Annotated in this window: 21 protein-coding genes, 6 pseudogenes and 1 riboswitch; of the genes and pseudogenes, 14 read left to right on the plus strand and 13 right to left on the minus strand. The window is 60.9% G+C overall.

The window, feature by feature from the left end:
* Positions 1-21 precede the first annotated feature (21 nt).
* Together NLM33_RS41275 and NLM33_RS41280 are read right to left on the minus strand one after the other, a co-directional pair.
* Positions 22-1,234 (minus strand): annotated as a pseudogene (locus tag NLM33_RS41275) (IS256 family transposase); the annotation flags it as partial.
* A gap of 53 nt (positions 1,235-1,287) precedes the next feature.
* Positions 1,288-1,791, minus strand: a pseudogene (locus NLM33_RS41280) (IS21 family transposase); the annotation flags it as partial.
* Between the two features lie 103 nt (positions 1,792-1,894).
* On the opposite strand from NLM33_RS41280, the pseudogene NLM33_RS41285 reads away from it, so the two are divergent.
* From NLM33_RS41285 to NLM33_RS50020, 6 genes and pseudogenes are all read left to right on the plus strand, one after another.
* A pseudogene (locus tag NLM33_RS41285) lies at positions 1,895-2,683 on the plus strand (IS1380 family transposase); the annotation flags it as partial.
* A gap of 194 nt (positions 2,684-2,877) precedes the next feature.
* A pseudogene (locus NLM33_RS41295) lies at positions 2,878-3,051 on the plus strand (methyl-accepting chemotaxis protein); the annotation flags it as partial.
* A 1-nt stretch (position 3,052) separates the two neighbouring features.
* Positions 3,053-3,478: pseudogene (gene rfbC / locus NLM33_RS50005) on the plus strand (dTDP-4-dehydrorhamnose 3,5-epimerase); the annotation flags it as partial.
* A pseudogene (locus NLM33_RS50010) lies at positions 3,478-3,825 on the plus strand (NAD(P)-dependent oxidoreductase). The pseudogenes rfbC and NLM33_RS50010, both read left to right, overlap by 1 nt.
* Entirely contained in the window at positions 3,735-4,082 is a 348-nt protein-coding gene (locus NLM33_RS50015; protein WP_371930058.1) for a sugar nucleotide-binding protein, read from the plus strand. Before NLM33_RS50010 ends, NLM33_RS50015 begins: the two are co-directional and overlap by 91 nt.
* A 3-nt stretch (positions 4,083-4,085) precedes the next feature.
* Entirely contained in the window at positions 4,086-4,424 is a 339-nt protein-coding gene (locus NLM33_RS50020; protein WP_371930173.1) for a sugar nucleotide-binding protein, read from the plus strand.
* 59 nt (positions 4,425-4,483) lie between these two features.
* Here the strand turns inward: NLM33_RS50020 and NLM33_RS41315 are convergent, their stop codons facing one another.
* Genes NLM33_RS41315 through NLM33_RS41325 form a run of 3 tightly spaced genes read right to left on the minus strand, consistent with a single transcriptional unit; the run spans position 4,484 to position 10,114 of the window.
* Positions 4,484-6,832, minus strand: coding sequence for a glycosyltransferase (locus NLM33_RS41315; RefSeq protein ID WP_254104156.1), 2,349 nt, complete (start codon positions 6,830-6,832; stop codon positions 4,484-4,486).
* Complete coding sequence (locus NLM33_RS41320) at positions 6,829-9,282, minus strand: glycosyltransferase (RefSeq protein ID WP_254104158.1); 2,454 nt, start codon at positions 9,280-9,282, stop codon at positions 6,829-6,831. The genes NLM33_RS41315 and NLM33_RS41320 overlap by 4 nt, the downstream gene beginning before the upstream one ends.
* Positions 9,272-10,114 carry a hypothetical protein gene (locus NLM33_RS41325; RefSeq protein WP_371930174.1) on the minus strand — a complete coding sequence of 281 codons (843 nt, stop codon included), beginning with the start codon at positions 10,112-10,114 and terminating at the stop codon, positions 9,272-9,274. The genes NLM33_RS41320 and NLM33_RS41325 overlap by 11 nt, the downstream gene beginning before the upstream one ends.
* A 733-nt stretch (positions 10,115-10,847) precedes the next feature.
* Between NLM33_RS41325 and NLM33_RS41330 the strand changes: the two genes are divergently transcribed.
* The 4 genes from NLM33_RS41330 to NLM33_RS41345 all read left to right on the plus strand — a co-directional run bounded on the left by NLM33_RS41330 (position 10,848) and on the right by NLM33_RS41345 (position 16,136).
* The gene (locus NLM33_RS41330; protein ID WP_254104161.1) at positions 10,848-12,131 is read left to right on the plus strand and encodes a glycosyltransferase family 4 protein; all 1,284 of its coding nucleotides are present in this window, start codon (positions 10,848-10,850) and stop codon (positions 12,129-12,131) included.
* 147 nt (positions 12,132-12,278) lie between these two features.
* Positions 12,279-12,563 carry a transposase gene (locus tag NLM33_RS41335; RefSeq protein WP_254104163.1) on the plus strand — a complete coding sequence of 95 codons (285 nt, stop codon included), beginning with the start codon at positions 12,279-12,281 and terminating at the stop codon, positions 12,561-12,563.
* A gap of 256 nt (positions 12,564-12,819) precedes the next feature.
* Positions 12,820-13,034, plus strand: a riboswitch (cobalamin riboswitch).
* 100 nt (positions 13,035-13,134) lie between these two features.
* On the plus strand, positions 13,135-15,072 hold the full coding sequence (locus tag NLM33_RS41340) for a ribonucleoside-diphosphate reductase subunit alpha (RefSeq protein ID WP_254104165.1): 1,938 nt from the start codon (positions 13,135-13,137) through the stop codon (positions 15,070-15,072).
* Positions 15,063-16,136, plus strand: coding sequence for a ribonucleotide-diphosphate reductase subunit beta (locus NLM33_RS41345; protein ID WP_254104167.1), 1,074 nt, complete (start codon positions 15,063-15,065; stop codon positions 16,134-16,136). The genes NLM33_RS41340 and NLM33_RS41345 overlap by 10 nt, the downstream gene beginning before the upstream one ends.
* A 504-nt stretch (positions 16,137-16,640) precedes the next feature.
* Here NLM33_RS41345 and NLM33_RS50025 read toward each other — a convergent pair.
* The 3 genes from NLM33_RS50025 to NLM33_RS41360 all read right to left on the minus strand — a co-directional run bounded on the left by NLM33_RS50025 (position 16,641) and on the right by NLM33_RS41360 (position 19,308).
* The gene (locus NLM33_RS50025; RefSeq protein ID WP_371930059.1) at positions 16,641-16,946 is read right to left on the minus strand and encodes a hypothetical protein; all 306 of its coding nucleotides are present in this window, start codon (positions 16,944-16,946) and stop codon (positions 16,641-16,643) included.
* Positions 16,947-17,204: 258 nt separating this feature from the next.
* Positions 17,205-17,483, minus strand: coding sequence for a DNA -binding domain-containing protein (locus NLM33_RS41355; protein ID WP_146986646.1), 279 nt, complete (start codon positions 17,481-17,483; stop codon positions 17,205-17,207).
* A gap of 695 nt (positions 17,484-18,178) precedes the next feature.
* Positions 18,179-19,308 (minus strand): IS3 family transposase gene (locus NLM33_RS41360; protein ID WP_254095161.1). Its coding sequence is split into 2 segments (ribosomal slippage): positions 18,179-19,056 and positions 19,056-19,308, totalling 1,131 coding nucleotides; the frame shifts between segments, so codons are not numbered across the junction.
* Between the two features lie 443 nt (positions 19,309-19,751).
* On the opposite strand from NLM33_RS41360, the gene NLM33_RS41365 reads away from it, so the two are divergent.
* The 3 genes from NLM33_RS41365 to NLM33_RS41375 all read left to right on the plus strand — a co-directional run bounded on the left by NLM33_RS41365 (position 19,752) and on the right by NLM33_RS41375 (position 22,955).
* Complete coding sequence (locus NLM33_RS41365; RefSeq protein ID WP_254104169.1) at positions 19,752-20,153, plus strand: CesT family type III secretion system chaperone; 402 nt, start codon at positions 19,752-19,754, stop codon at positions 20,151-20,153.
* A 560-nt stretch (positions 20,154-20,713) separates the two neighbouring features.
* A complete protein-coding gene (locus NLM33_RS41370) occupies positions 20,714-22,315 on the plus strand; it encodes a hypothetical protein (protein ID WP_254104171.1) in 1,602 nt (533 codons plus the stop codon).
* 25 nt (positions 22,316-22,340) lie between these two features.
* The gene (locus tag NLM33_RS41375) at positions 22,341-22,955 is read left to right on the plus strand and encodes a Ulp1 family isopeptidase (protein WP_254104173.1); all 615 of its coding nucleotides are present in this window, start codon (positions 22,341-22,343) and stop codon (positions 22,953-22,955) included.
* A gap of 66 nt (positions 22,956-23,021) precedes the next feature.
* Here NLM33_RS41375 and NLM33_RS41380 read toward each other — a convergent pair whose 3' ends face one another.
* The gene (locus tag NLM33_RS41380) at positions 23,022-23,267 is read right to left on the minus strand and encodes a hypothetical protein (RefSeq protein ID WP_254104175.1); all 246 of its coding nucleotides are present in this window, start codon (positions 23,265-23,267) and stop codon (positions 23,022-23,024) included.
* 337 nt (positions 23,268-23,604) lie between these two features.
* Positions 23,605-23,862, minus strand: coding sequence for a hypothetical protein (locus NLM33_RS41385; RefSeq protein WP_254104177.1), 258 nt, complete (start codon positions 23,860-23,862; stop codon positions 23,605-23,607).
* A gap of 504 nt (positions 23,863-24,366) precedes the next feature.
* On the opposite strand from NLM33_RS41385, the gene NLM33_RS41390 reads away from it, so the two are divergent.
* Positions 24,367-24,708: a c-type cytochrome gene (locus NLM33_RS41390; RefSeq protein WP_371930060.1), complete on the plus strand. Its 342-nt coding sequence runs from the start codon at positions 24,367-24,369 to the stop codon at positions 24,706-24,708.
* A gap of 42 nt (positions 24,709-24,750) precedes the next feature.
* On the opposite strand, the gene NLM33_RS41395 is transcribed toward NLM33_RS41390, so the two are convergent.
* The 3 genes from NLM33_RS41395 to NLM33_RS41405 all read right to left on the minus strand — a co-directional run bounded on the left by NLM33_RS41395 (position 24,751) and on the right by NLM33_RS41405 (position 26,091).
* On the minus strand, positions 24,751-25,089 hold the full coding sequence (locus NLM33_RS41395; protein ID WP_254104181.1) for a hypothetical protein: 339 nt from the start codon (positions 25,087-25,089) through the stop codon (positions 24,751-24,753).
* A gap of 151 nt (positions 25,090-25,240) precedes the next feature.
* Positions 25,241-25,705 carry a hypothetical protein gene (locus tag NLM33_RS41400; protein ID WP_254104183.1) on the minus strand — a complete coding sequence of 155 codons (465 nt, stop codon included), beginning with the start codon at positions 25,703-25,705 and terminating at the stop codon, positions 25,241-25,243.
* Between the two features lie 89 nt (positions 25,706-25,794).
* Entirely contained in the window at positions 25,795-26,091 is a 297-nt protein-coding gene (locus NLM33_RS41405; RefSeq protein ID WP_254106134.1) for a cytochrome c, read from the minus strand.
* Positions 26,092-26,102 lie beyond the last annotated feature (11 nt).

Genomic DNA, 26,102 nt, shown 5'->3' on the forward strand with positions numbered 1-26,102 from the left:
GCGCGTGCGCGTGCCTCAAGGCCAGGTCTTCGATGCGGCGTCGATCAACTTGAACACCATCAGCTTGGCGGTTTTCGGCGAGAGCGATCCTTTCGTTCGCACCGTCCGGTGCCGCACCGTGGCGAACACGCTCTCGATCGGATTCGAGGTGCGCAGATGAACCCAATGCTCGGCAGGGAAGTCGAAGAACGCGAGCAGCACCTCACGATCCTTGATCAAGCACTCGACCGCAGGTCCGTATTTGGCACGGTATTTCTCGACGAAGGTGTCGATCGCGGTTTCGGCTTTCGCCCGGCTCGGCGCCAGATAGACGTTCCGCAGATCGTTCTTCATCGCGCGCTGCACGGATTTGGCGACCTTGTCGAGCACGTTGCTGACTTTGTGGCACCAGCACCGCTGGTGGCGCGTGCCAGGGAAGACCTCGTCGAGGGCCTTCCAGAACCCCAGCGCGCCGTCACCGACCGCCACTTGGGGAGCGATCCGCAGGCCGCGCTGCTTCACATCGATCAAGAGCTCACGCCAACTCTGGGCGCTCTCGCGGGCGCCGACCTGGAAGCCGACCAATTCCTTGCGGCCCTCCGGCGTCGCGCCGACCAGCACCAGGATACATTCGCTGTGATCCTCCATCCGGGCCTGCAAATAAACCCCATCGGCCCACAGATAGACGTAGCGCCGCGCCGACAGGTCACGTCGCTGCCAACGCTCGTACTCGGCCTGCCAGTCGGCCGTCAGGCGTGCAATCACCGACGGCGACAGGTTCGGCGCGTCCTTGCCGAGCAGCGCCGACAGCGCCTCCTGGAAGTCGCCGGTCGAGATGCCGCGCAGGTAAAGGATCGGCAGCAGGGCATCCAGGCTCTTCGTCCGCCGCGCCCACAGCGGCAGGATCGCCGAGCTGAAGCGGATCCGATCGGCTGAGCTGGCGCCGCGGTCTCTCACCTTGGGCCGGGCGACCTCGATTGCGCCGATCCCCGTGGCAATCTTGCGCGTAGGGCCATGGCCGTGCCGGACCACACGGGCGCGGCCACCCGGCAGCTTCAGCTCCGCCGTCGTCTCCAGAAACGCCTGCAGTTCGATTTCGACCGCCCTGGCGAGCAGATCACGGGCTCCATTGCGCAGGATTTCTGTCAGTGGATCGTCAACCGCCGACCGCTGACGGAAGGGGAGAATCTTGGTAGTCTCGTTCATGGCGTATCGCTCTCCTTGAGGTTCTGGCAGGCTGGACACCCGCCTCGATACGCCGCCTCTCTCAACCCGTCATCACCCAGTTTCGGCCATAGCTCTGACGAGATAGGCCCGCACGAACAGCATGCGACTGTGGCAGAGCCGGACGTGGGCGACCTTCACCATCACCGTGGTGCCGCTCAAAAGCACGACCTCGTGGCTCCAGTCGAACTGATAGGCTTCGCCTGGCGCAAAGCTCAGCGGGACATAGGCTGATGCTGTCGAGGTGCCGCGCTCCCGGCTCCAGCGTCGCGCGTAGCGACGAACCGCGTCATAGCCGCCGTTATAGCCCAAGCCGCGAAGCTCTTCGAACAACCGGATCAGCGTCAGCCGTTCCCGTGCCGCCTTGCTCTCATTTGCCGCCAACAGCCGGTCAAGCTCGGAACTCCACGGCCCCATCTTCGGGAGCGGCTGCGTCTCCCGTTCGTACCGAAACTCCGTTGCTTGAGAACGAATAACCTTGCGGACCACCTTCCGCGACACGCCGAGTTCTCGGCAGATCGCCATGATCGGACGACCATCAACAAAATAGGCGCGACGGATCTTGGCAATCGTCTCCACTACCAGCATCCCAACCTCGGCTTCCATGACTCAATGGAAGCCACTGTGGACCCTTGCCCCGGGGTCCCGATTGGATGCCGATTACCCCGAATACGGGGTCCTTATTCCATGCCGAAACACAGAGAAGAGCCGGCCCGTGGCGGTCGTGCTGCGGCCCGGCAAGACGCCGGGCGGCGTCGAGGTGCGTGCCCATCTGCGCCGCCTGATACGGCATATCCGGACGCGGTGGCACAAGACGCGAATTACGTTCCGTGGCGACGGGCACTATGCTCGGCCGGAGGCCATGACGTGGTGCGAGAACAACGGCATCGACTACATCTTCGGTCTGTCCGGTACCAAGCCTCTCGCCAGAAAAGTCGACGAGGTCGCCGACGACGTTCGCACGCGACGCGCCATCGAGAACCTGCCTGTTCTGCGCGGCTATACCGAGACGCGCCACAAGGCAAAGTCCTGGGATCACGAACGGCGCACTGTCGCCCGTATTGAGGCGACGATGCTCGGCCTCGACATCCGCTTCGTCGTCACCAGCCTCGATGTCGGCTCGGCCGAGTGGATCTACGACAGCCTGTATTGCGCGCGCGGCCAAGCCGAAAATCTGATCAAGCTGCATAAGACGCAGCTCGCCTCCGATCGCACCAGTTGCCGTTCGGCGCTCGCCAACCAGGTCCGTCTCGTTCTCCACACCGCCGCTTATTGGTTGATGCTTACCGTGCGCGGCGCCATTCCCAAAGTCCGGGAATTGGCCACTGCCGAGTTCGCGACGCTGCGTCTTCGTCTCTTGAAAATCGCAGCCCGGGTCGTCGAAACCGCGAGCCGCATTCGCCTTGCGTTCGCCGCGGCATGCCCCGAAGCCGACCTCTTCCGCAGCTTGCCCGGCGCGCTGCTCCCGCTCGGCCCGTAACCGACCGGGCCTGCGCCCGCTCACCCGCCCCATTCCGCGGCGGCACGCTGCATGCTGGTCGACATCTCGTTGGCCACCGTGCTTTGCTCCTCGATGGCGGCGGCAGTGGATGTCACGTATTCGCTGACATCATTGATTGCCTGCTTGATAGAGCTCAGCGCACTCACGACATCGCCCGATATGCCATTGAGGCTGCCCAGCGCCTCACCGAGGCCGCGCAGGCGATGAGCGGTATCGTCGAGTTGATCAATAACATCACGGGGCAGATCAATCTGCTCGCGCTCAATGCGACGATCGAGTCTGCGCGCGCTGGCGAAGCCGGACGCGGTTTCGCAGTCGTCGCTTCCGAAGTGAAGAGCCTCGCCAACCTTCGTGCAGGACAAAATGTCCCGCTCGCGCTACGGTGTGCTGCGTGGTCTGCATCTGCAAAATCCCCATCACCCATTGCAAACTGGTCGCCGTGCTGCGAGGCAAGGTCCTCGACGTCGCCGTCGACATACGCGTCGGGAGCCCAAAATTTGGACGTCACGTCGCCGTTGAATTGAGCGACGAGAACCGGCGGCAATTATGGGTTCCGCGCGCGGCTTCGCGCACGGTTTCCTGGTGCTCTCAGAGACCGCGGACTTTTTCTACAAATGCGACGATTTCTATAGTCCCAAGAACGAGATCTCGATCCGCTGGAACGATCCCACGATCGGCATCAACTGGGGGTATCGAACGTCGCTGTCGGGGAAGGATGCGGACGCGCCGCTCCTTGCCGACTCGAAAAACCTTCCAGCCTACGGGCAAATCTGATGCGGATATTGTTGACAGGAACCGACGGCCAGGTCGGAGGCGCATTGCAACCACTCCTGGCAGGGCTCGGTACGATCGTTGCGCCTGGCATCGCGGAGTTTGATATGTCCAAGCGTGAACGGCTTGTCTGCGAGCTCGACATCTTCAAGCCCGATCTCATCATCAACCCCGCGGCCTAAATCGCCGTAGACCGCGCTGAAGACGAGCGCGAGGTCGCATTCCGCATCAATGCTGGAGGCCCAGAGGTCATCGCCCAATGGGCGGCGAAACACCGCGTGCCGCTGGTGCATTTTTCCACCGACTATGTCTTCGACGGCTCCGGGGAGGCCGCCGTGGCGCGAGGATAGTCCGACGGGCCCGGCTTTCGGTCTATGGCGCGAGCAGGCTTGCCGGCGACACTGCCATTCGCGCGGCCGGCGGTCCGCATCTGACCGCGCGCACCTCCTGGGTCTACGCCGCCAAAGGCGCGAACTTCCTGCGCACCATCGCGCGGCTTGGGCCCGAGTGCAAAGAGCTGCGCATCGTTGCCGACCAGATCGGCGCGCCGACGACGGCGAGGACGATCGCTAGTGCCATTGCTGATATCGTGCTGCCAAATCTGTGAAACCTGAATGAGCACTTTGCGCGCAAAGGCGGCGTCGTCAATCTCGTCTGCACCGGCCAGACCAGTTGGCATGGCTTTGCGAGCACCATCGTCGCCGGCCTCAGGTCGCGCGGTCTGAAGCTCCAGGTGGAAACGATCGTTCCGATCGCCACGGCTGATTTCCCGACCAGCGCGATGCGGCCCTGCAACTCCCGACTCGACCTGTCGCGCCTGAACAGACAATTCGGAGTGATCACGCCGGCCTGGCAGGTGGCGCTGTCGGTCGAACTCGACGATTTCGTTCAGGAAGAAGCTGCGGGTATTGAGCCGGCGCGCCCGCTCCAGCGGCGAGCCTATTCATGATACAGTGGCGGATCGAGCAAAGAGCGCGCGGCGATCTTGAGGGGCGATGAGGCGCTGCCTCAAAACCCCAACGGCACGTCGCGCGCTGGCGCAAGATGATTGTAGCGAGGGTTACGCGGCCCCGGCGGCCAGGCGAGGCCGCTGTAGGGAATCCCATCGCGCGACAGCTGCGGATTGTAAGTGGGGTCCTCGTTGAGCCACTCACCCCAGCGCGCCCGAAGCAGGCTAAGTTCGTGCTCGAACCGGCCGCGTCGATCGGCACGATCATCCACACCGCGGCTCGCCGATTCGGTGTGGACCAGCTTCGCATGCGGCGTGAAAACGATGCGCTTGCCCGCCTGGCGCAGCCGTAAGCAATAATCCACGTCGTTGAAGGCGACGGCAAAGCGCGCTTCGTCCATTCCACCAACGGCAAGATAGTCGCTTCGTCTCGTCGCGAGGCAGGCCGCAGTCACGGCGCTGCATTCGTGCGCCACCCGGAGTTGATCGAGAAAGCCCGGATCGTTGGCGAATCTGTCGGTAAAGGCGTGCGACGCCGCAAAATTCATCCCCAACACGACACCGCCATGCTGAACGACGCCGCCAGGCCAGGTCAGGAGCGCGCCGACCGCACCGACATCAGGCTCGGCCAGCCGCGTCAGCATCTCCACGAGCCAATCGTCGGAGCTCGCTTCGATATCGTTGTTGAGCAGACACAGCACGTCGCTGTCGAGAACCGTGCAGGCTTGATTGTTGAGCCTTGCGAAGTTGAAGGGGCCTTCGACCCGCAAGGTCCGCACGCCGCGTCTCGCCAGACCTGCAAGGTAGGCCATGGTGTCCGGATCGGCACTGTCATTGTCGACGACAAGAATATCTGCGCGGCAGCGATCGACCGCGGGCGCGATGCTGTCGAGACAGGTCCGCAGGAGCGGGAGACGATCGCGGGTCGGTATGACCACAGTGACGCGCTGATACGCCATCGCTCGACCAATTCGGACCGCTGGAAAGAGATGGCCGCGCTGTGGAATCACGTCCGCGCTGATGCCGCGTGCGTCGAGGTGCATCTGGCTCGCCGCGGCAAGCTGGTAGCTTGCGTTCGCTCGATCGAGTTTAGGCAGCGTTGCCAGCGCTCCCGGCAAGTGAAGGATACAATCTTGGTGCGGACCAGCGTGATCGAGCAGGCAGTTGAAGAGGCGGTAGAGATTGTCGGGGCGGGCCTCGAGGCCTGTGCGCAGGACGTCCCGTCGCGCGGCGAACAGATGCGCACAATAGCCTTGCTCGAGCATTCTCTCATAGTCAAAGGCGGGAAAGGCTAGCGGCCAGAGTCGGCCGTCCTCGGCAAGAAAATCGAGATCGCCGTACAGGGCGATCGCATCCGGATAGGCGGCGAATGCGGCAGCGATTCGCGCCAGGGCATTTGGCTCGAGCACGACACCTGGCATCGCGATGACGATGTGATGTGCATCGAATGCGGCATCGTCCAGAAATTCCAGGATAGCGTCGGGGTCGACGGACAGCGGCTTACCGTCGATCACGCCTGCCATCCATCTTTCGTGGGTCTGGGCGTCCAGCGCGGCGAGGGTTTGCTCAGTGCCGGCGGCGCCGGCAACGACTACAGCGAGCGAAAGGCCACTCTCCTGCGGCGCCGGCAGCGGGAAGCGATCGCGCCAATTCACGTAGTCGGAGAGGGGAAGCGAAGCTGGAATGAGTTGATCATACAGCTTACCGCGCAGACGCTCGGCACCATAGCCGCCAAGGGCGTCGATCATTCCGGTGAGACCGTCAGGAAAGGCAACAAACACGGTCGTCGCCGGGATTGGCTCTCCGTTCCCCCTGCGCAAGGAAATCCTGTGAACGCGTCCGTTGGCAAAACGTTGGGGAACGTGGAGATGGAAGGCGCGTACGATCCGACGTGCGGCGGGTTCACCGCTATGGGTCCAAGCTGTAGCGTGAACCTGCGCGACGGCCTCTCCGTCAACAATCGCTTCCAAGAAGAGAGCGGGTTCGCTGTCGATCCAACCTTCGAAATGCAGCCCGCCAAGCCAGCGTAACTCGCATGTCTTGCGCAGATCAGCGAGACTTGCGTGGTCACGCGCGAGATCAAGAGGGCGGCCGACGGGCGCGTCAAGATTGGCTAGGCGCGCCTCGAGGGCGCGCGCGGCGCGAAGCAAATTTGGCTCGATCGCGATCGCGAACCCGCAACTCGCCTCGAGTCCTTGTTCAGCAAGCGCGGGAACGAAGGCGTCGGCATAGGCTGTTCTGAACACCAGCCCGTCTAGCAAAATCTCTACGGTGAAGCGGCGCTCCGGCGCCTGGGGCGAGTACACGAAGCCGGACAACGTGCCATCGCTCGCGAGCGCAAGGCGGCTGACAAGCTTTGGCGTGATCAACGGTTCGATCTGGGGGCGAGAGAGACGCGACATGCTCATAAAGGCGTGATCCAGTCGACCACGCAGTCGACAAGCCCTGCCGCGTCCACGTTGGCTTCAATGGCAAGGTCGCCTTTGCGGGGTTTCAGCGCGCCTCCGGACCAGTCGCGATAAGCGACCGGTCGTGCCGCCTGTTTGGTGGTTTCGACGAGAGGATGACCGAACGCGGGCTGCTCGAAATCAGTCAGGAGCCAGCCCGGATTGTACGGTGCAAGGACCTTACCCAGTTCATCCGCAGCAACCGCGCCCGTGACGAAGAGATTGGGCTGCGACATCAGGCGATCATCGCCGCACGTTGCCCCGGCGATGACGATCGGTAGCCAGGGGGCGCGCCTCCTCAGACGATCTGCCAATGTTCGTATCGTGCGCAGGGATACGGGCGATGGCATAGAGGGGACGATGACGAGAGAATTACCTGAGGCGGAGAGCGGAGGCAATGTCAGCGAGCATGTGGCCCAGTCATGTAGGACGGTCTTGCGATTGGGCCATCTTTTTTGCGCAAAGGCCTTAGCCGCTTTGCTGGGGACGAGAAGTAGGGTCGTCTCGGAGGGCAGGGAAGCGATCTCGCTCATGCTATCCGATATCAGCCAGCGATGGACCGGAAGATTTAGGCCCCGAATCAGCTCGATCAGCCGCGGCGGCGGGGTCGGCTCAAGGAGCTCGACACGTGTTGGTGATAACCGCATTAGGATTTCGTCGGCACTGGCGAGATCTGCCCCTGGGGCGAGGCTCAAACGCGTGGCCTGCGGCAAACCTCCATCGGCAGCCCTGAGATGAAGAACGTCGTGCTCCCGCAGGAGGAGGATCGCGCGCTCGCCATGCAACCGAAGATGGCGTATCCGCGCATCGGTTACAGCAGGGCAGGTCCGCGCGCTCGCGAGCACCAGCACCGACGGCTCCGCCGGCCATGGTAGCGCGCGCTCGAGCGCCGCGCGCGCTGGCCGTAGTGGATCGGCGATTTCAAAGGCGCGGCATTCCTGGCGGTAGTTCTGGAATCGCTGGTCCAAAATGACGAGATTGCGAAGCACAAGACCTCGCTTTTCCTCTTGAAAGGATTTCGAGCCATGATGGCCGACATAGACCGACGGTGCGCAAATATTGCGGAAGCCGTTGGCTCGCGCGCGGAGGCAGAGATCGACGTCCTCAAGATAGCCACGCTCAAAATTATCCGAGAACTCGCCCACACTGTCGAGGCAGGCGCGCGTCACATAGAGGCAGAATCCGATGCCGCTTGCGACATCGATTGCGCTGCCCGCGTTGGTGATGCTTGCGATGCGATCAATCGCGACGATCTCGTCATAGCCGGGCATCGGATTGACATCGTTTGGCGTTGGAAAGGAGAAGATATCGCCGTTATTGGAGAGCGGAGTGACAGTTCCGATATTCGGTGCGGAACGTGCTGCATCAGCCAATCGATCGACGAAGCCAGGTGGGACGAGCGTGTCTGAGTTGAGCAGCACGACATCGCCCGTCGAGATCTCACTCAGCGCCTGATTGATCGCGCCGACGAAGCCGAGATTGACCTCGTTCACGAGAAGGCGGATCTTCCCTGCTGCAGCGAGTTCGCTCAGATAACGCCGCAGCCCCACTTCGGGACTGGCGTCATCGATGGCGAGTACCTGAAAGGCGTTCTTGCGGGATCCCAGCGGGCGCCTTGCCTTGTCGAGACTCTCGAAGCATTCGATCGTTGCTCGTGTATCCTTATAGACGGGAACGATAACGGTCGGATCGACGTTCGATCCGAGCTTGGTGGAAGGGTGGGGAACGGAACGAAGGCTCACCGTCGAGGCGAGGTTGGGTGCCACGCGTCGGACCTGAATGATCTCTTCGCCGCATCTCAACGTCACGATCTGAGGTGCTACGGACGGCGGCCGTCGAACCAAAAAGGTCGTCGCCAGCACGTCCGCGCTCGCCAGAGGGTGAAACGGATTGGGCTCGAGAATGCTCGTCAGTGTGCCGTCTTCGGTTGCAAGGCTTATTTTGACGGGGAGAGACTCGGTCCAAGCGACCCAGCCGGTCACGTCATTGTCGAAAACACAGCAGGCCGCCCAATGCCGGCCCCCCGCGCGCCGTAGCTCCGCGATGGCAGCTCGAAGGATGGCCGGATTGGCTTCGCGACACATCAGTTGAGCGGCTGCGGCCCGTCGCCGATCGTCGGCAGCCCACGACAGCATCCGGCGGTTGGCGCCGACATCGGAAGGATCGACAACAAGCGCCTGCTCAAGGTCGGCCAAGGCAGCTTCGCTAAGTCCAAGCCGCCAAGCGGCCTCGGCGCGGAGAACGAAGCAGTGTGCTGCTGGTGGAGGCGCAACTCGAATGCGTCGATCGACGTATTTGAGCGCCGCCGCGAAGTCCTGCGCGGTCAGCGCCTCGGCTGCGAGGCGTTCGAGCGTGATATGCGCGCAAGGCCCACCAAGCGAAGGGACGTTAGTGACCGAGTCACGAACCATGCGGTGGTCCGATCTCGTTAGCCGACGGAACTCCCTTGGGAGCTCGACTGCGGAAAACACGCACCCTGCCCGAGCCGACTGGCTGACGTGCCGGCTTTGCGGGCACGACATTGTCCACTGCTGCTATTCGGTTGACGCCGATACGAATGCCGACCAGAGGCTCGCGGCTGGCCGGCCCCGACAGCACCACCCGTTTGCCGACAGCGCGCAAAGTCGCCGCGTTCAGGAACGTCGCTTCCGCTACGAACTCGAATCCATCGACCCCGCTGATTTCCAGCACGACGGCCGTGATCGGCAAGGCTCGTCCGCGGGTGCCAGCATAAGTCCCGAGTGAAACCATTTTGCCGCTGCCCGCGTGGCCATTGGCGAATTGGACCGCATAGCGAATATCGAGGCCCACAGGCTTCTCCGGCCAGTCAAGGGCAATTCCTTCGATGCGCGAAGGGGCCGTTGGACCTGCAATCCATGCGTTGGGCGCGACGACAACATCGCCGCGACCTGCAACGTGGCCGAGGACCTTGAGGTCCCCCATTGCAACATTTGCGTGCAAGACCGCGCGCTCACTTTGCGCGACGAGTGGTGCGCGGCCGGATGGAATCGGTTCGATACGAACCATAGCCGCGCGCGATCCTCCCGTTCGCATCGGCTGAACCTGAATCTGCAACGTGCCGGGCGTGTTGACGCGCACCATCAGACCGCAATTGGGCGCCCAAAGGTATGGCTCGCTCGCATCGGGATGCATGATAATTTCCATGCGCCCCTCATGTCCCTGCGTCGGCACAACCATAACGCGAGGCGGGAAGGCAAGATCGTCCGCTCTCGCGTAGCTCACGAAGAACAATCCCCGATCGAGACTGACGACTTTCTGCTGCTCAACAGCGTCCATCATTGCCCTCCAAATCCGATCCGATTAACAGGATTGCTGTTCGTTGCCGACTATCATGCCTGAACCATTTGAGAAACGGAGGGTCTCTCAGCGAACGAGACGCTTTTAGGGAGCGTTCGTAAGCGAACGGCGATACCGCCATTCCGGCGGCAACAGATACCGTGGGCATCTGTTCGGTTTTACATTGAGCCGCTCCGCCATTTGACAAAGCCTATTAATAGCTCGATCACATTCGCACTGTCATTGACGCTGATCAAGTTTCGACGGCAGCTTTGCCATAGTTGACGCGGAGTTGTTTGGTGCTCATCAAGGAGGCTCACGACAATTGCGATGGATGTAAGCAGCCCATCAAGACGGATGAGCACAACCAACGTCTGTCATGCATTTGTCATATGAATTTCAATCTGGAACAGCAGAATGTGTCCTGGACTTCGAACCCTTGAGGACACAAGTGGTACAGCAGTTTAGGCTTCGGGAACTGGCCGAGGGCTGATACAGTTACGTTTTGATTTTATAGCCATCCAAATTGGCGCCTTACCAAATGAGCGAGATGGAAACGGACCACTTTTGCACTTCGTTATCGGCCCGATAGAAGCGGGGCTTCGCGGCCGACCATTAGTGCCACCGACACTTCCTCATTGCACTTATTCACGTTGCGGCCACGCCCAGAGCTTCCCTGATGAAGATTCTGTTCGTTCACAATAATTTCCCGGCTCAGTATCGCAACATTGCGGCTGCCTTGGCCAGGGAGCCTGGCTTCGAGCTTGTCGCGGTCGGCGCACCGACTTCAAGATCGATGCCATCGGTAAGATTGATCAGATACGCACTTCCGAAAGCTGATGTTTCGAGAACGCATGCGTTTGCGCGACGCTTCGATATTGACTGCCGGCGCGCGGAGCAGGTGTTGTACAGTCTTTCGAACTTGGTGACGTCGGGGTTCTCGCCTGATCTGATCTTCGCCCATCCGGGATGGGGCGAGACCCTGCCGTTGCGTACGTTCTTCCCAAAGGCACGGTTGCTCCTCTATTGCGAATTCTTTTACGGGCCGGAGGGGCGCGACATGGGGTTTGACCCGGAGTTTCCGATGCCCGGACTTGATGGCCACGTCGGGCTCCAGTTGAAGAATGCGACGACCCTGCTCGCGCTCGAGGATTGCGAAATGGGCATCTCGCCAACGAGATGGCAGCAATCGACCTTTCCCCCACATTATCAAGGCAAGATCGACGTGATCCACGAGGGCGTCGATACGGCGCGCATGCGGCCGAACCCCCAAGCGTGCCTAATACTACCGAATGGTCAGCACCTTTGCCCTTCAGACGAGGTCGTGACGTTTGTCGCGCGCAATCTAGAGCCGCTGAGGGGCTACCATATCTTTATGCGGGCGCTGCCGGAGATCCTGAGGCGCCGGCCGAACGCGCAAGTCATCATCATCGGCAGGAATGGCGTGTCCTACGGGCTACCCCCCCCGACGGGTACAACCTGGAAATCAACGTTCCTTGATGAGGTGCGTGATCGCCTCGACTTGTCCCGTGTGCATTTCATGGGCGGCGTCTCGTATGAAACCTTTATTGCAGCCCTTCAGGTGTCATCTGCCCACGTCTATTTTACCTATCCCTTCGTGCTGTCCTGGTCGATGTTGGAAGCGATGAGTACGGGGTGTCTAGTGATCGGCTCTGACACGGCACCCGTGCGGGAAATCATCAGCTCCGGCAAGAACGGTTTGCTTGTCCCATTTTTCGCAGTGGACGAGCTTGCCGGACGGGTTATTGAAGCCCTGGAGCAGCCGACCAACTTCGCCGGGCTGCGCCAGAGCGCCCGCCACCACGTCGTCGAGCACTATGACGCGGCGCAAGTGTGCGTCCCGCGAATGCGCCGCCTTCTGGACTCAGGACGAGAGTTCGCGTCATCCCAGCGCCATTACGCACCAATGCCTGCGCGGAGTGGCAACAAGGGAGTGACTTAAGCCCGCGGAATGAGCCGCAGGTCACTGAGATGATATCTCTCGTGGCGTATAGTGGCAGCCCCCTGATTTCCTGAAGTGGACTCCGGATTTTGGACCGGCGGCTCAGGTGGTGCGGATGCCGTTCCGTTTTGATAAACGGAGCGGACCATGAAGAAGACGAGACGGACAATCGATGCGGCGCTGAAGGTAAAGATCGCCTTGGAGGCGCTGCGAGAACAATCAACGGTGACGGATCTGGCGCAGCGCTACCAGGTGCATGTGAATCAGATTTATGCCTGGAAGAAACAGCTTCAGGATCAAGCGGTTCGGACGTTCGACGCGGGCGCTGGTCGGGATGGCGAGGCGGCCCACGAACTGGAGGTCGAGAAGAGAGCGCGTCGACATGATGCAGTTCTGGTCAAGGGAGCGCAGATTGTGCTGCTCGCCGCCTGAGCTAGTCGCCACATGCATATGGATCGCGTCTCGCTCAAGCGGAGCGACCAGCAGTTAAACCTTGACAGCGCTCGCCTCTCAGTTTGACGACAATGGCCGGGGGATGTTTACTGGATCAGGCTTCAAAAGAACGTTTGCAAGTACTCGAGACAGAAGAACGATCGCTATTCCTTCTTGGTCGCTACAACTACGCTCGGCGTCTTAAAACCCTGAAGTGCCTCATCCCATAAGGCTTGACGAATCTCGGCGAGTTCCGCTATATGTAGTATGTCACGGTCTTCCAGTCCAGATTTCGTTGGATGGAAGCTAAGAGGGAACCCGGTGCGCCTGCAACGGCTACTCCGAGGCTGCCCCCGCAACTGTAGGCGGCGAGCGGTTGTCATCATGGTCACTGGCGCGACAGCGCTGGGAAGGCCGACAGCCCGCAGCGACCCGCGAGCCAGGAGACCTGCCGCGACAGAACGAACGTCCTCGGGCGGGGTGTCCGATGAGGCGCTTGCAACCGGGGACATTTGCCCGGTCCCGCAAGTCGTCCGCGCGGCCCCAGCCCCCAAACATCGTGGGGTTGCCGATGTCGCCGTCTTACGATTTCGATCAGCATGGTCATCTCGTTGAGCTGCCGAGTGTGCGGCCCCCAGCCCAGGCAAAGCCTATCGCGCCTGAGCTGTGTCTTGTGCCGACGCCATCGCCGGCTCCGCTGCCTTGGCCGCTCGCGCCATCGCCAAAGCCGTCCGACCTCACGCTCGATCGGTCGCGCAACGACCTGCTGACGTCGTTCGGCAAGCTGACGCTGACCGACCGTTATCTGCTCGCCGGCGAGGGCCTCCAGGATATGTTCGCGCGGGTGGCTTGCGCCTTCGCGGACGATGTTGCGCATGCCCAACGTCTCTATGATGCGATGTCTCGGCTGTGGTTCATGCCGGCCACACCAGTGCTCTCCAACGGAGGCACCACGCGCGGCCTACCGATCTCGTGCTTCCTTAACTCGGTGTCGGATTCGCTCGAAGGCATCGTCGGCACCTGGAACGAGAACGTCTGGCTTGCCTCGAACGGCGGCGGCATCGGCACCTACTGGGGCAATGTTCGCTCGATCGGCGAAAAGGTGAAGGGCGGCGTCACTTCAGGCATCATTCCGTTCATCCATGTTATGGATGGCCTGACGCTGGCGATCAGCCAGGGCTCGTTGCGGCGCGGCTCGGCGGCGGTCTATCTCGATATACACCATCCCGAGATCGAGGAGTTCCTCGAGATCCGCAAGGCATCCGGCGACTTCAACCGCAAGAGCCTCAACCTGCATCACGGCATCAACGTCACCGACGAGTTCATGCGTGCCGTGGGCGCCGGCACCGCGTTCGCTCTGCGCAGCCCGAAGACCAACGAGGTCGTCCGCGAGATCGACGCCCGGCAGCTGTGGCAACGCATCCTTGAGAACCGGCTGCAGACCGGCGAGCCCTATCTCTTGTTCATCGACACCGTGAACCGCGCGCTCCCCAAGCACCAGCGCGAGCTCGGCCTCAAGGTCTCGACCTCCAACCTTTGCAGCGAGATTACGTTGCCGACCGGCATCGATCATCGCGATGAGGAGCGCACCGCGGTGTGCTGTCTGTCGTCGCTCAACCTCGAGACCTGGGACCAGTGGAAGGAAAAGCCGGGCTTTGTCGAGGACGTCTTGCGTTTCCTCGACAACGTGCTCACCCACTTCATCACGGTGGCGCCGGACCGCATGGAGCGTGCCCGCTACGCCGCCCTGCGCGAGCGCTCCGTCGGCCTCGGCGTGATGGGCTTCCACTCGTTTCTCCAGGCCAGGGGCATTCCGATGGAGAGCGTCCTGGCCAAGTCGTTCAATCTCAGCATGTTCCGAAAAATCCGTCGCGATGCCGACGCGGCATCCGTGGCGCTCGCTCGCGAGCGAGGCCCTTGCCCGGATGCGCTGGAATGCGGCGTGATGGCGCGCTTCAGCCACAAGATCGCGATCGCGCCGACCGCCTCGATCAGCATCATCTGCGGCGGCACCAGCGCCTGCACCGAGCCGATCCCGGCCAACATCTACACCCACAAGACGTTGTCCGGTGCCATCTCGGTGCGTAATCCGCATCTCGCCAAGGTGTTGTCCGCCAAAGGCGCCGACACTTTGGCGACCTGGCAGTCGATCATTGCGCACGAGGGGTCGGTCGCCCATCTCGACATCCTGTCGGAGCACGAAAAAGCGATCTTTCGCACCGCCTTCGAGATCGACCAGCGCTGGATCGTCGAGCTTGCCGCCGACCGCGCCGCGTTCATCTGCCAGAGCCAGTCGATCAACCTCTATCTGCCGGCCGACGTGGATAAGTGGGACCTCCACATGTTGCACTGGACGGCATGGAAGCGCGGGGTGAAGAGCCTCTACTACTGCCGATCAAAATCGATCTCGCGCGCGGCGTTCGCCGGCAAGATCGCCGACCGCGATAAGGCCGCGCCGCTGCAGCCGCCGCAGCGCACGGACTATGAGGAGTGCCTCGCATGTCAGTGATCGATCTCTCGTCCGTCGATCCTCGCACACTGATCGGCAAAGGGCGCGTCGGCCTCCTCGACTCGACCGGCAGCTATGACGTCGATCGCTACGCCTGGGCTTACGAGTTCTGGAAGCGCCAGCAGCAGACCCACTGGATGGGCGAGGAAGTGCCGCTCGGGGCCGACCTGAAGGATTGGGCGTCGGACCGCGTCACCGCCAACGAGCGCGCGCTGCTCACCCAGATCTTCCGTTTCTTCACCCAATCGGACATTGAGGTCGGTGACAACTATCTCAAGCGCTACATTCCGATCTTTCAGCCGCTCACCGTTCAGATGATGATGGCGGCCTTTACCAACATGGAGACGGTCCACATCGACGCATATGCTCTACTGCTCAAGACACTCGGCATGCCCAATACCGAGTTCGAGGCGTTCCGCGGCTATGCGGAGATGCGCGCCAAGGCGGACTACATGCACGAGTTCGGCGTTGACACCGTGGCCGATGTTGCTCGCACCCTGGCGATGTTCGGAGCCTTCACCGAAGGCATGGCGTTGTTCGCGAGCTTCGCCATGCTGCTCAACTTCCCGCGCCATAATAAGATGAACGGCATGGGACAAATAATAAGCTGGTCAGTGCGCGACGAGAGTCTCCACTGCGAGGGGATCATTAAGCTATTTCACGAATGGCACTGCGAAACCGGGGCGGTGACGCGCACCGTCCGCGACGACGTTGTCGACGTCGCCAAGACCATGGTGAAGCTGGAGGAGAGCTTCGTCGATCTCGCCTTTGGTCTAGGCAAGATCGAGGGCATGTGCCCTGAGCAGATCCACGCCTACGTCCGCTATGTCGCCGACTGGCGACTGACCCAGCTCCGGATTGCTCCGGTCTTCGGATTCTTCGAGGCTAAGGAGAGCAGCTTCATCCAAGTCAAGGCGCATCCGCTGCCGTGGCTTGTCGAGAGTCTCAATGGCATCGAGCACGCAAATTTTTTCGAGCAGCGCGCCACGGAGTACTCCAAGGCAGCGAGCCGCGGCAGCTGGGACGGCGAAGACGGGGTGTGGGAGGCCTTCGGCCGTATATAGATAGATAATCCGATCCTTGTCCCCTGAATCCGGATCGTGCCGCTTTGGGAATCCCTGCCGATTCATTTCCGGTATTAGCTGCAGGCCTCTTTGAGTGATCGTCGGAGCCAACCGATGAAGAGATCGTCTGTTCTGAACGCGTCCTTCTCGCTTCAATCTCCGCGATGGTGGCAAGTGCGACGCTCATTTCAGTCTGAACCTCAGACCATTCTCGGAGCACCGCAACAGCGTTCTCGAAAGCCTGTTCACTGGTCATAATCTCCATGAAGCTGCGCTTTGAGCCGCGCGGCCGAGTAGTCCTGCGGGGGACGCACGGACGGCTTAAAAGTGTCATTCGGCCTGCAAGGTTGGACGCCGTAAGGCCATGAAGTCGAGATGTCCCTGGAAGGACGGATCGCGGCTGCCGAACGGGCGATCGTCGCGCGCAGGTCCACAGCCGGCCGGTTACATTTCCGAAGCGTTGTCTTGTGAGCTTTTGCCAAGCTCGTCGACTTCTCCTATGGGTCAAAATGCGACCTGCGCCCAACGTCCGCTCCCAGGCCAAACCAGACGTTCAAGTTCGGCAAGCCGGAGTGGGCGGACTCGTTGTTGGCTTAAACCGACTCGTCTTTGCCTTTGGGGCATATCAAGCAACGCAAGATCGACGCCGTTCAGCCCGGTGATGGTGTTGCGCAGGACCGGCAGCATGGAGTAAGAGCGCCAGCGTCGGCATGGCGGCAAGAATCCGAACGCGGAAAAGTCGAAGCCGAACCAGCGAAACGTCAACGATGCAATGGCGAGCAGAAGCGGGTGGAACAGCGCGAGCAGCACTGGCAAGTCTATGCAGCCCGCGGTGACACGCGGCAAGACGGTTGGTGGCTTAAGACTTCGAAATTGGTAGTGACGTTGCTGGCGTCTCGGTGCGAAACGTACCGTTACAACTCCATTCGAACACGCTTGCCGCGGGGCCACACTCGTTCGTCCGCGCCGTACAAAGTTTGCGCGGCGATCGAGAACAATCTGTCGGCGCGACGTTCTCCAAGGAATGTAACGATCTCTAGCACCTGTTGATCAGCGCTTAGTCTAAGTCTAGCTTGGCCGACCGCTCCGCAACAGCTGCCGATAACCATGTCTGGCCGCCCACTTGGCACGAGCGAGATGGGTTTCATACGCGCGGCGGGCACGCTCCGGTTCATGTTCGGAATCAATGTGCAACACGACCTTTGCAACTTCTCGCCAGTCGGCGTCCTCTGCATCTGCGTCCAGAAGGCGCATATAGGTGACAGCGTGTTCTTGGTCGTAGGGCGTCAGGATCGAATCCGTTGGCGCTGCATCATTGACATCCGGATCGAGCGGCGGATTTTGCATGGCAATTTTCCCAAGACGAGATCGGGTCAATGACGGTGCTTGGCTAATTTCAGGGTGGGGGAGCGCAGGCGCTAGGTCAAGATCTCATCTGAGCAGCGCACGGTCCTCCCAGCACACAATCAGTTGTCAGTCGACGTGATGAACTCTCGCCGATCCTAATTTTGGGATACCAGATCCTCTTCCTAGCTCGAGCTCTGAGTTTGTCCTCTGAACCGGGGGTAAGGTCGTCGGAATTTGGTGGGCGATGATATGAACGAACGCCACCGAATGCTCGATGGTGGGTTCCGACGAAATTACTCCATCCTGTGGCGGGCGTCGCGTTTCTGACGGACGGCGAGTTCCGCAGACGTCGCCGCCTGCTCGCCGTGGCATTTTATGGTTTGTGCAGTGCTTGGTTCAGGATCGTAGCCAGCCGCACGCCCGCCTTGCTCAGCTGAATTCCGACGTCATTTGTTGCGGTCGTGACATAGTCGTCCGTCAACCGAAAGCTTCCACGCGCGTTGGTCGCTGGAAGCTGTCCATACGCATCATCCTTCGACAGCGCGAACAGAGCTGGCCCCGGTTGTTTGGACAGCGCCCCGCGAAAATTAAGTGGATTCCTGCCGGGTTATGCTGAAGGCGGGGCTTTACGATTTTGCTGTGGCGTCGGGAGGGCGTAAGCCCGACCAGAGCCGCAGCAAAATCGTTGGCGACGATCATGCGGCCGTCACCATCGTTTGCGCGCCGAAGTAAGCCTCGTCGGGCGTGCGTTCGTCAAGGCTCGAGTGAGGACGTCCTCGGTTGTAGAACGCCAGATATTTGGAAATCGATGCTCGCGCCTCGAGCACGCTGTCGTAAGCACGCAGATAGACTTCCTCGTATTTGACAGTGCGCCACAGCCGCTCGACGAACACGTTGTCGCGCCAGGCACCCTTGCCGTCCATGCTGATGGCGATGTTCGCGTCCAGCAGCACGCCGGTGAAGTCGAGGCTGGTGAACTGGCTACCCTGATCCGTGTTGAAGATCTCGGGCCTGCCGTGCTTCGCCAACGCCTCCTGGAGCGCTTCGACGCAGAATATCGTCTCCATCGTGATCGATACGCGATGGACCAACACCCGTCGGCTGAACACATCGACGACCGCCGCGAGGTAGACGAATCCACGTCGCATCGGAATGTAGCTGATGTCCATTGCCCAGACCTGGTTCGGCCGCTCGATCTTCAATCCGCGCAATAGGTACGGGTAGATCTTGTGGCCCGGTGCGGGCTTGCTCGTGTTCGGACGGCGATAGATCGCCTCGATCCCCATGCGCTTCATCAGCGTCGCGACGTGGCGGCGGCCAATCTGCATGCCCTCACGCTGCAACAGCGATCGCAGCATGCGCGCCCCTGCGAAGGGATAATCGAGGTGCAGCTCATCGAGCCGGCGCATCAAGACAAGGTCCTCGGCCGAAACCGGCCGAGGTTCATAGTAAACCGTACTGCGGGCAAGGTTCAGGACCTTCGCCTGGCGCACGACAGACAGATCATGGTCGCGGTCGATCATCGCTTTGCGCTCAGCAGGCCCGCCTTGGTGAGCGCGCCGGACAAAAAATCGTTCTCCAACGCAAGCTCGCCGATCTTGGCATGTAACGCCTTCAAATCGACCGGCGCCTCGGCCGGTCCGTTGTCCTGCCCAAACACTCCGGCGGCGCCTTCCAGGAGTTGGGTCTTCCAGGTCGTGATCTGGTTCGGATGGACATCAAACAATTGCGCCAGCTCGGCCAACGTCTTCTCCCCCTTCACGGCCGCCAAAGCCACCTTTGCCTTGAATGCCGGAGAATGCGTCCGGCGACTCCTCTTCGTCATCTTCGCTCCTGATTCGCGGCAAGAAGCCTCGCCGCTCTCAGGCAGAAAATCCACTCAAGCTACTGTCCGAATTTGCGGAGCCAGCTCTAACGTCTTCTTGGCCCAGTCGGCAGGGCTTCCTGACTGCCACTGCGTCTGCTGATCCTTCGTGATATGCCCGATGAGATCGGAGGCAATCGTCTGTGAAATCGGGCCCCAGCTGGTCTACAAATTCGGGATCCCAGAAATGATAGCGATTGTCTGCACTGAGACAACGGTGACCGTCGCCGCGGGTACGCGCCGCGCGGCTAGCGGCTGGCATTGCAAACATCGACCACCAGGGACCTGTCCACCGATGGCGTCGGCACTACACAGGTTGTCGACGGCGCCGCGATGCAATCGCAGCGTCACAGGCCTGAGACATGCGGTGCTTAAAGTAAAAAAGACTACCGCGGAATATCGTTATGGCACGTACCTTCTCTCAGTGGCTCGGCGACTACTCTGATGCAATGGGTCTGGATGACGTTGGCAGATTCATGCTGGATCGAACACTGATTGTGCACGAAGTTATTTGCACGTTCGTTCATCCCTGCGGGGACCTGCACGACATAGCAGCCGTGCTACTCGACGCAGGCATGATTTCGACGGTCGCCAAGCATGATTTGGTTGAGCTGGCATTATCCCGAAATCTCGAGAACTTCCTGCTTGGTGCACCGCTGTTCTTCGTCAACCCGTCGAGTCAACACCTTGTCCTGGGTCAGAAGTTCGAGTTTGCACAGATCGACCCGTCGACATTCGCGCCGTTGCTTGATGCGCTCGCACTGCAGGCCAAAGCTTGGCGTGACGGGGGGAACGCCGCGCGATGACGGACAATTCAAATATCGCGGATTGTCCAGCGGCGACTGAGGCGCGATGCGGGTGCGCAAGCGATCCAACCCCTCAAGACAAAGCCGCTGCAGGCCAAGGCCAGGAGGAACAGGCCGGGCGCTGCGCGACAATTGACATTTCAAATGTGGCGGACCGCACGGAGACGGGGCCGGGCGAGTGCACAGGTGACACCCCCTCTATACGCATGTGGGAACGCATGTGGGATCGTGGCAGCGCGAGCGGGCCGCCGACGCTGACCGATGGCCAGCGACGAGCGCACGAAAGTGCATCTGAACAACTGTCAATCGCCTGTGAAATTGTCGCTGAGGGGACATCAGACTCTGAAGATCCACACGCCGAACAGGACGTTGCTGAACACGCAGAGCCGCCGTTCCTGGACGGAGTATTGCTGCCAACAGATGTGGACGCCCGGACGGAGCATCAAGACGCTCCCCCTGCTGGCCGCGCTCGATGGTGGGCTTGGACGGCCGCGCTATTGGGTGCGAACGGAGCATGGGGGGCGTCCGAGACCTTTGTTGGCCGCCTCGGTGAGGCTTTGGTGAGCGTACTTTCCGGTCACCCGGAAGATCCACGGAAGGTCAACGATTTGGCGATGGCGGCACATGCTACGGTCAACCTGGCGATGGGATTGGTCGCGGGTGCACGAGCGGGCTTGCACGTCTGGCGGGGGAGAGGCAATGCGGAAGCCTATCGGACGGGGTTTCGCGGTGAGCGGTCAGCGCTATCGCCGGCCCTCGCGATGGCGGGAACCCCTACCGTGCCCGCAAGCCAGCTCCTGCGTCTCTTGTTCAGCGCGATAGCGGCCGTGCTGACATTCGTCCTCGCGGCGCGCACCGGCATGATCGCGCTTTGGTACCTTCGAACCTCATCGGACGACAAGGTCAGCGCCTACCAAGCCGTGATTTTGTCCAACGCCAACACAGTCTACTGCTACAGTCGTGAGGTCATGAACCTCGTTGCTTTTGTCTTCGAGCTTGTTTCGCACGACGCCCTGCTGAGTCGGCCAGGATTTGCGGGCAGTATCGTCGAATACGGCGGCAACTGGGCAGTACAACGCTGGGCACGAAAGCGCTACCGCATCGACCCGGCTCGAGGCTCGGACCTTCGCTGGCCACCAATGTCCGCTTTAGCCGAGGCCGTCGACGTTGCCTTTATCTCCGCTGCTGCTCGTCTTGCCGAGCCGGACAGGCCCGTACGAATTTGGCGTGGTCGTCTGGCCGAGCGGGCCTCTGCCGAGGCAGATCCGCAGTCAACGCTTACCAACATTGATGCAATCGATCGGGTGACACAACGTGCCGTTGGTCGGCAACTTGTTGGCGAAATCTCGAATGTCCTGCCCGCGGAATTGCGCTTGCCATTGCTCGGGCTGCTGGCTGCGGGAACGCATTTGCGCGAACTGGCCTGGCAAGCCGAAAACGCCAGTCGTGGCCATGGTTCCGGGAGGCTCCCTAGTGATCTCGAGGCGCTGCCGCTCGTCGGGGGGCCGCCAAATGCAGGCCGTAGTGGGGTTCCGCCCACGCTGCGGCAAGAAGGTCAAGAAGGTATGGAGCTCCCGTCCCGAGGAGATGAGCGACCGGCGACTCCTGGATCCAGCGCCGCTTGGAGCCACTTGGATCTGCCAACCCAGTTGTCGGACCCCGCGGTTGACATACAGGCCAGCGTGCACGCGGAAGACTTGCCGCATGCAGACGACTTCACAAATATCGTCGGTCTGGGATGGGACCATAGTTGCCAATCAGCCCCCGATGTCCTGATCGGCTCATTGAACGGAAAAGGCCTCCTGCCGACGTCACCCCTCCAGTCACGAGCACATATTTACATCCATGGTCGTCCTTACACGCCGCAGCTGGGGCAAGGAACAGGGCAGGCGACCCCAAACAATCCGGCGGGACTTGGCGCTACGCTCATCCCTGGACGTGGGCTCGAATCCCACGCGCCCGTAGCAGCGGGGCATCGAAGGTTTCGCGGGGGATATGGAAAAAACATCGACACCGCCATCGACCAGGGCTGCGACGTCTGCGATGCCGACAGAGGATGCCAAAGGCTGTGGACTCTGGTCGTGTTTCAAGTCAGGGCTTGGCAAAGCCCTCCGAGGAAGTCGTCGCGAAAACTCGTCCGAGCGTCCGGATCAACGGGATGAACAGGCCTGCGGATCGGGCATCCCAGTGCAGCCTCCGCTGGCGCTCCGCCGCACGGAGTGGCTGGGTGACGAGCATATCACAGCGGATTACACGCTCCTGGAGCGGGAGTTGCAGAGGGACAATCCGGATCTCGCCGCCCGCACGCGGTTCCTGCGGCCCGCGCCGGCTCATTTGCTGCGCTTGACCGACGACCCGAGCGTCCTGCAGGAAACCTTGCAGGTGATCGTCAATGACGCGCATGGTAACGATACCGCCAACTTCCTGTTCGTGCCAGTGAACAATGGCGGTGCCAGTAGCGACGGTACGCATTGGTCGCTGCTACTCGTTGATCGCCGCGAGCCGGAAGGGATCGTTGCCTATCACTACGACTCATTTCGGAAACCTTCTCACGGCGCCGCGGCAAGACAGCTTGCAGTAAGGCTGGGCGCTCGCCTCGAGACCGCCCGCATAACCCAGCAGCGGAACCATTATGAATGCGGCGTCTTTGTGGTGGACGCCACACGGACGCTGGTTGGACGATTGGCGGAAGGACAGCGGCCTGATGACCAGCCGCTTCACCTCGACAACCTCGTGGCCGATCGGCGGGCGCTCCGGGATCGACTGAGCGGTCGTCCGCATTCGCAACGCCGAACTCGCTGATACGCTCGGGCTGATGGAGCTGACTGGCGCGTCTCTGCCGGCGACGCTGGGGACAAACAATCTAATCTACTCGTGCGCGGCGAGTTCGATGATCGTCGCTGTGTCGATGATCCTGCCGGCCAGGTCCTTGATCTGGATATCGTTCCCGGATTCGGCCAGTTCATCGGCCTTGGCGAGAGCCTGCTTTGCGGAGGAAACGACAACCCTGACAGCTTTCACGAGATGAGTTTGTATTTCTTGCTCGGCTTCCGGTGTGGCTGCACCTCCGGATCGGACGTCCGGTGGTTGAGCGCCCGCATGATGCCGATCCAAGCGAACATCGTAGGACCACCTTGCTCGGCCACAAGGATTAGCGCCTCCATAGCCGCTTGCCATTCCGGAGCGTCATGTACGGGCTTGAGAGGCTCGGCGATGTACTCGCCAGCGTCGCGCAGCGACACCAGCTCGCCGCCACGCACTTTGATCGGATCGTCAAAATGGGCGGCCCCACCCCCGATCTGTCATTCCTAGCGTTTAGCGCTAGGGGCGCTTTTTTGTCCACAGTGTCAATCGCGACACGCAGCGTCGGCGCGACTCGCCGTGTCCTTCATGGCGCTTTCTCCCTTAGCCTTGAGCCCGTCGCGAATGGCGGGCTCCCTTCGATAGCGCCTCAGTTGGCGGTCTCGGCCTGTAGGAGCCGGACATAGTTCCCGCTCTCATGCAACTCCAGCCAGCCGTGCTCGACCGCTGTCTTGATGCCGACGGCGAACTCCTCGCCGCTGGCGTTCAGCGTGTAGAGGAAAGGGGCACTAATCTTCTCGATATGGATGCGGCCGTCCTGGACAGGCTCAATGCTCTTTGCGAGTTCGACCAACTTGCGCGCTGCCGCTTCAGGATTGGCGAGGGGGCGTTCGGCGGTGAGTTTCATGCGGCGATCAGGCGGTGGGCGGAGCGAAAGTGGGAATCGAGAATTGGGTTGCTGATTGCCTCACCGCAGAAGCAGCGCGCAATCCCGTCCGGTCTCTGTGGGCAGCGGCAGCGCCTGATCATGCATCCGGTCCTTCCAGTCGGTCCAGTCGCGTTGCCGGCGCCAAGCCTAGTGATCGGCCTCCGTGCGCGCGCTACGCGAAGTGATGGACCGGAATCCCGTTGCAGGTGACCGTGAGCCAGCCGGGCGGATCTATGGTCGGCGCGGTAACGACCGGCAAATATTCGATTGCGGTAACCGAGAAACAGGAAGAGACTTTCACGGTCGGACCCAACAAGCCTCCACGGCTATCACCGAAGGAGGAGGGAATGACCGCTCATAATCCCCTGGTACGAGGAGAATCGCTCGTTCTTTGATCCAGCGCAACAGCAGCCGCTTCTTAGATGGCTTAGTTGCGTTTTGCTGTGAGTGTCCAACGGCGGGCAGATGGAAATGTCGCGCAGCATGCGACTCGACATCCTCGCGATCCTGATCGCGTTAGCGGCATTGTTTCTTGTTCGCGGGCACAATGCGGACGGATCTAAACTGGTTGCAGGCGGCGCCCCGGAAGGACATCGCCTCGCGGAAGCGTGGTGCAAGTCGTGTCATGCAATCCAACCGCAGATCGCAGGAATGTCGGATCAGGCACCGCCTTTCGCGGCAATCGCAAACAGGCCTGGAACGACCGCGCTTTCGCTGAAGGTATTTCTGAAGACCAGCCACCAGAACATGCCGAATTTGGTCATCGCGCCTGATCAGGCCGAAGCTCTCGCCAATTACATCCTTAGCCTAAGAACTATGGACTAGAGTGCTTATCGGCGCGATCGAGCCCTGCCGCCTTGCAAGGTCTCAAAGAACGCCACGATCGCGTCGATCTGGTATTTCTAGCTTGGTGTTGTGCAGAATATCCATCAGCCGGTAGCTCTTGAGGGGTGGGTTTCCGAAGGCGATGCCGGGCTGCCTGAACTCGAACAGGACGCTGATCGCGACCGGCATTCCCCGCAATTGGCCGAATATCGCGGCGATTTCGTCCTCACTGCAGATAGCTGCATGGGCGGGGTGTTGAGGCGACGAGGCGGGAGCTCGCGGCGCCAGGCGGAGGCCGGCAACGACCTCATGTTCAATCCACCGTCGCACCTCAATGGGTGCATTGCAAATCTGATCTGCGGTCAACGTAATTCCGATCATGGCGATGCTCCTTTTTTCCAGCATAGGACGTCGCCCGGGAACGATGTTGATGCTGATCAATCGGAGCAAACGGTGACGCCAAGCGATTTAATTGTCTCGCGCAGGCGATAACAAAAGTCCTCCAGGAGGGTTTGGAGATTCTCGGCGCTGGTCATTTTTTCGATCCCTTTCCGACCGGCGCGAATATCTGATTGGCGGGCGGCTGCTGGTCAGTCGGCAGGCCTATGGCGATAAAGCTGCGTTTCAGCGAGGTGTGGCAGGCATTGCAGCCGTCGGTTAGTGTGCGCATGGAGGCGGTGAACCTACGACCATCCCCAGCGTCGATCGCATCTGCGATTGAGAGCAGCGGATCCTTCATCGTGGTTACGTTGCTTACGGGAATGCCCGGGTAGAATACGGCAGCTTGGGCCAGACTATCCGTCAACTGTCGCAATTCGTACGCGGCCAGTTCCCAGTTCTTCGATTTGCCAGCGAACCACAGTTTCAGGTGCTGAAGCTGCGCCGCGTTCATGACTTCGACCAGGCGGGGCGCATATTGTCTGACAGTTGGGGAAGGTTCGAAGTCCGATTGGGCAGTCGCGGATGTGCCGGCGCTTGCCAAGATCGCAAGAGCCAAGCACGAATTCCGTAGGGTCATTTGACTGGTCTCCAGAAATGCTGTTTCCCTGAGCGGCTTGTGTGCCGCTCGCCGAAGCCCCCGAGCCCTCACTGCTCCAAGGTCTTCAAGAACGCCATGAAATCGCCGACCTGATCGGCATCGAAACGAAACTCCGGCATTGTCGGGTGCCCCGTGACGATCCCCTCGGCCAGGGCCTCTTGCAGCATCTCGATTGGATATCGTTCGTGTAACGTCCTGAACGGGGGAGCGATCTTGAGGGGGCTGGGGCTGACCTTGTCGGTCGAGTGGCACTTCGCACAGTACAGCAGCGCAAGACGCCGGCCTTGTTCGATGCTTGAAGCCGCAGTCGGGCTTGAGGAGAGAAGCAAATTCGCGGCAAGCATGGCGCCTGCCA

The organism is Bradyrhizobium sp. CCGUVB1N3 (genome assembly GCF_024199925.1).
GTDB lineage: Bacteria > Pseudomonadota > Alphaproteobacteria > Rhizobiales > Xanthobacteraceae > Bradyrhizobium.

Coding starts and splice junctions, on each gene's coding strand:
- NLM33_RS50015 (WP_371930058.1), top strand. CDS start 3,735: ATGGGCGGCGAAACACCGCGTGCCGCTGGTGCATTTTTCCACCGACTA.
- NLM33_RS41315 (WP_254104156.1), bottom strand. CDS start 6,832: ATGAGCATGTCGCGTCTCTCTCGCCCCCAGATCGAACCGTTGATCACG.
- NLM33_RS41320 (WP_254104158.1), bottom strand. CDS start 9,282: ATGGTTCGTGACTCGGTCACTAACGTCCCTTCGCTTGGTGGGCCTTGC.
- NLM33_RS41330 (WP_254104161.1), top strand. CDS start 10,848: ATGAAGATTCTGTTCGTTCACAATAATTTCCCGGCTCAGTATCGCAAC.
- NLM33_RS41335 (WP_254104163.1), top strand. CDS start 12,279: ATGAAGAAGACGAGACGGACAATCGATGCGGCGCTGAAGGTAAAGATC.
- NLM33_RS41340 (WP_254104165.1), top strand. CDS start 13,135: ATGTCGCCGTCTTACGATTTCGATCAGCATGGTCATCTCGTTGAGCTG.
- NLM33_RS41345 (WP_254104167.1), top strand. CDS start 15,063: ATGTCAGTGATCGATCTCTCGTCCGTCGATCCTCGCACACTGATCGGC.
- NLM33_RS41355 (WP_146986646.1), bottom strand. CDS start 17,483: ATGCAAAATCCGCCGCTCGATCCGGATGTCAATGATGCAGCGCCAACG.
- NLM33_RS41365 (WP_254104169.1), top strand. CDS start 19,752: ATGGCACGTACCTTCTCTCAGTGGCTCGGCGACTACTCTGATGCAATG.
- NLM33_RS41385 (WP_254104177.1), bottom strand. CDS start 23,862: ATGAAACTCACCGCCGAACGCCCCCTCGCCAATCCTGAAGCGGCAGCG.
- NLM33_RS41390 (WP_371930060.1), top strand. CDS start 24,367: ATGCGACTCGACATCCTCGCGATCCTGATCGCGTTAGCGGCATTGTTT.
- NLM33_RS41395 (WP_254104181.1), bottom strand. CDS start 25,089: ATGATCGGAATTACGTTGACCGCAGATCAGATTTGCAATGCACCCATT.
- NLM33_RS41405 (WP_254106134.1), bottom strand. CDS start 26,091: ATGCTTGCCGCGAATTTGCTTCTCTCCTCAAGCCCGACTGCGGCTTCA.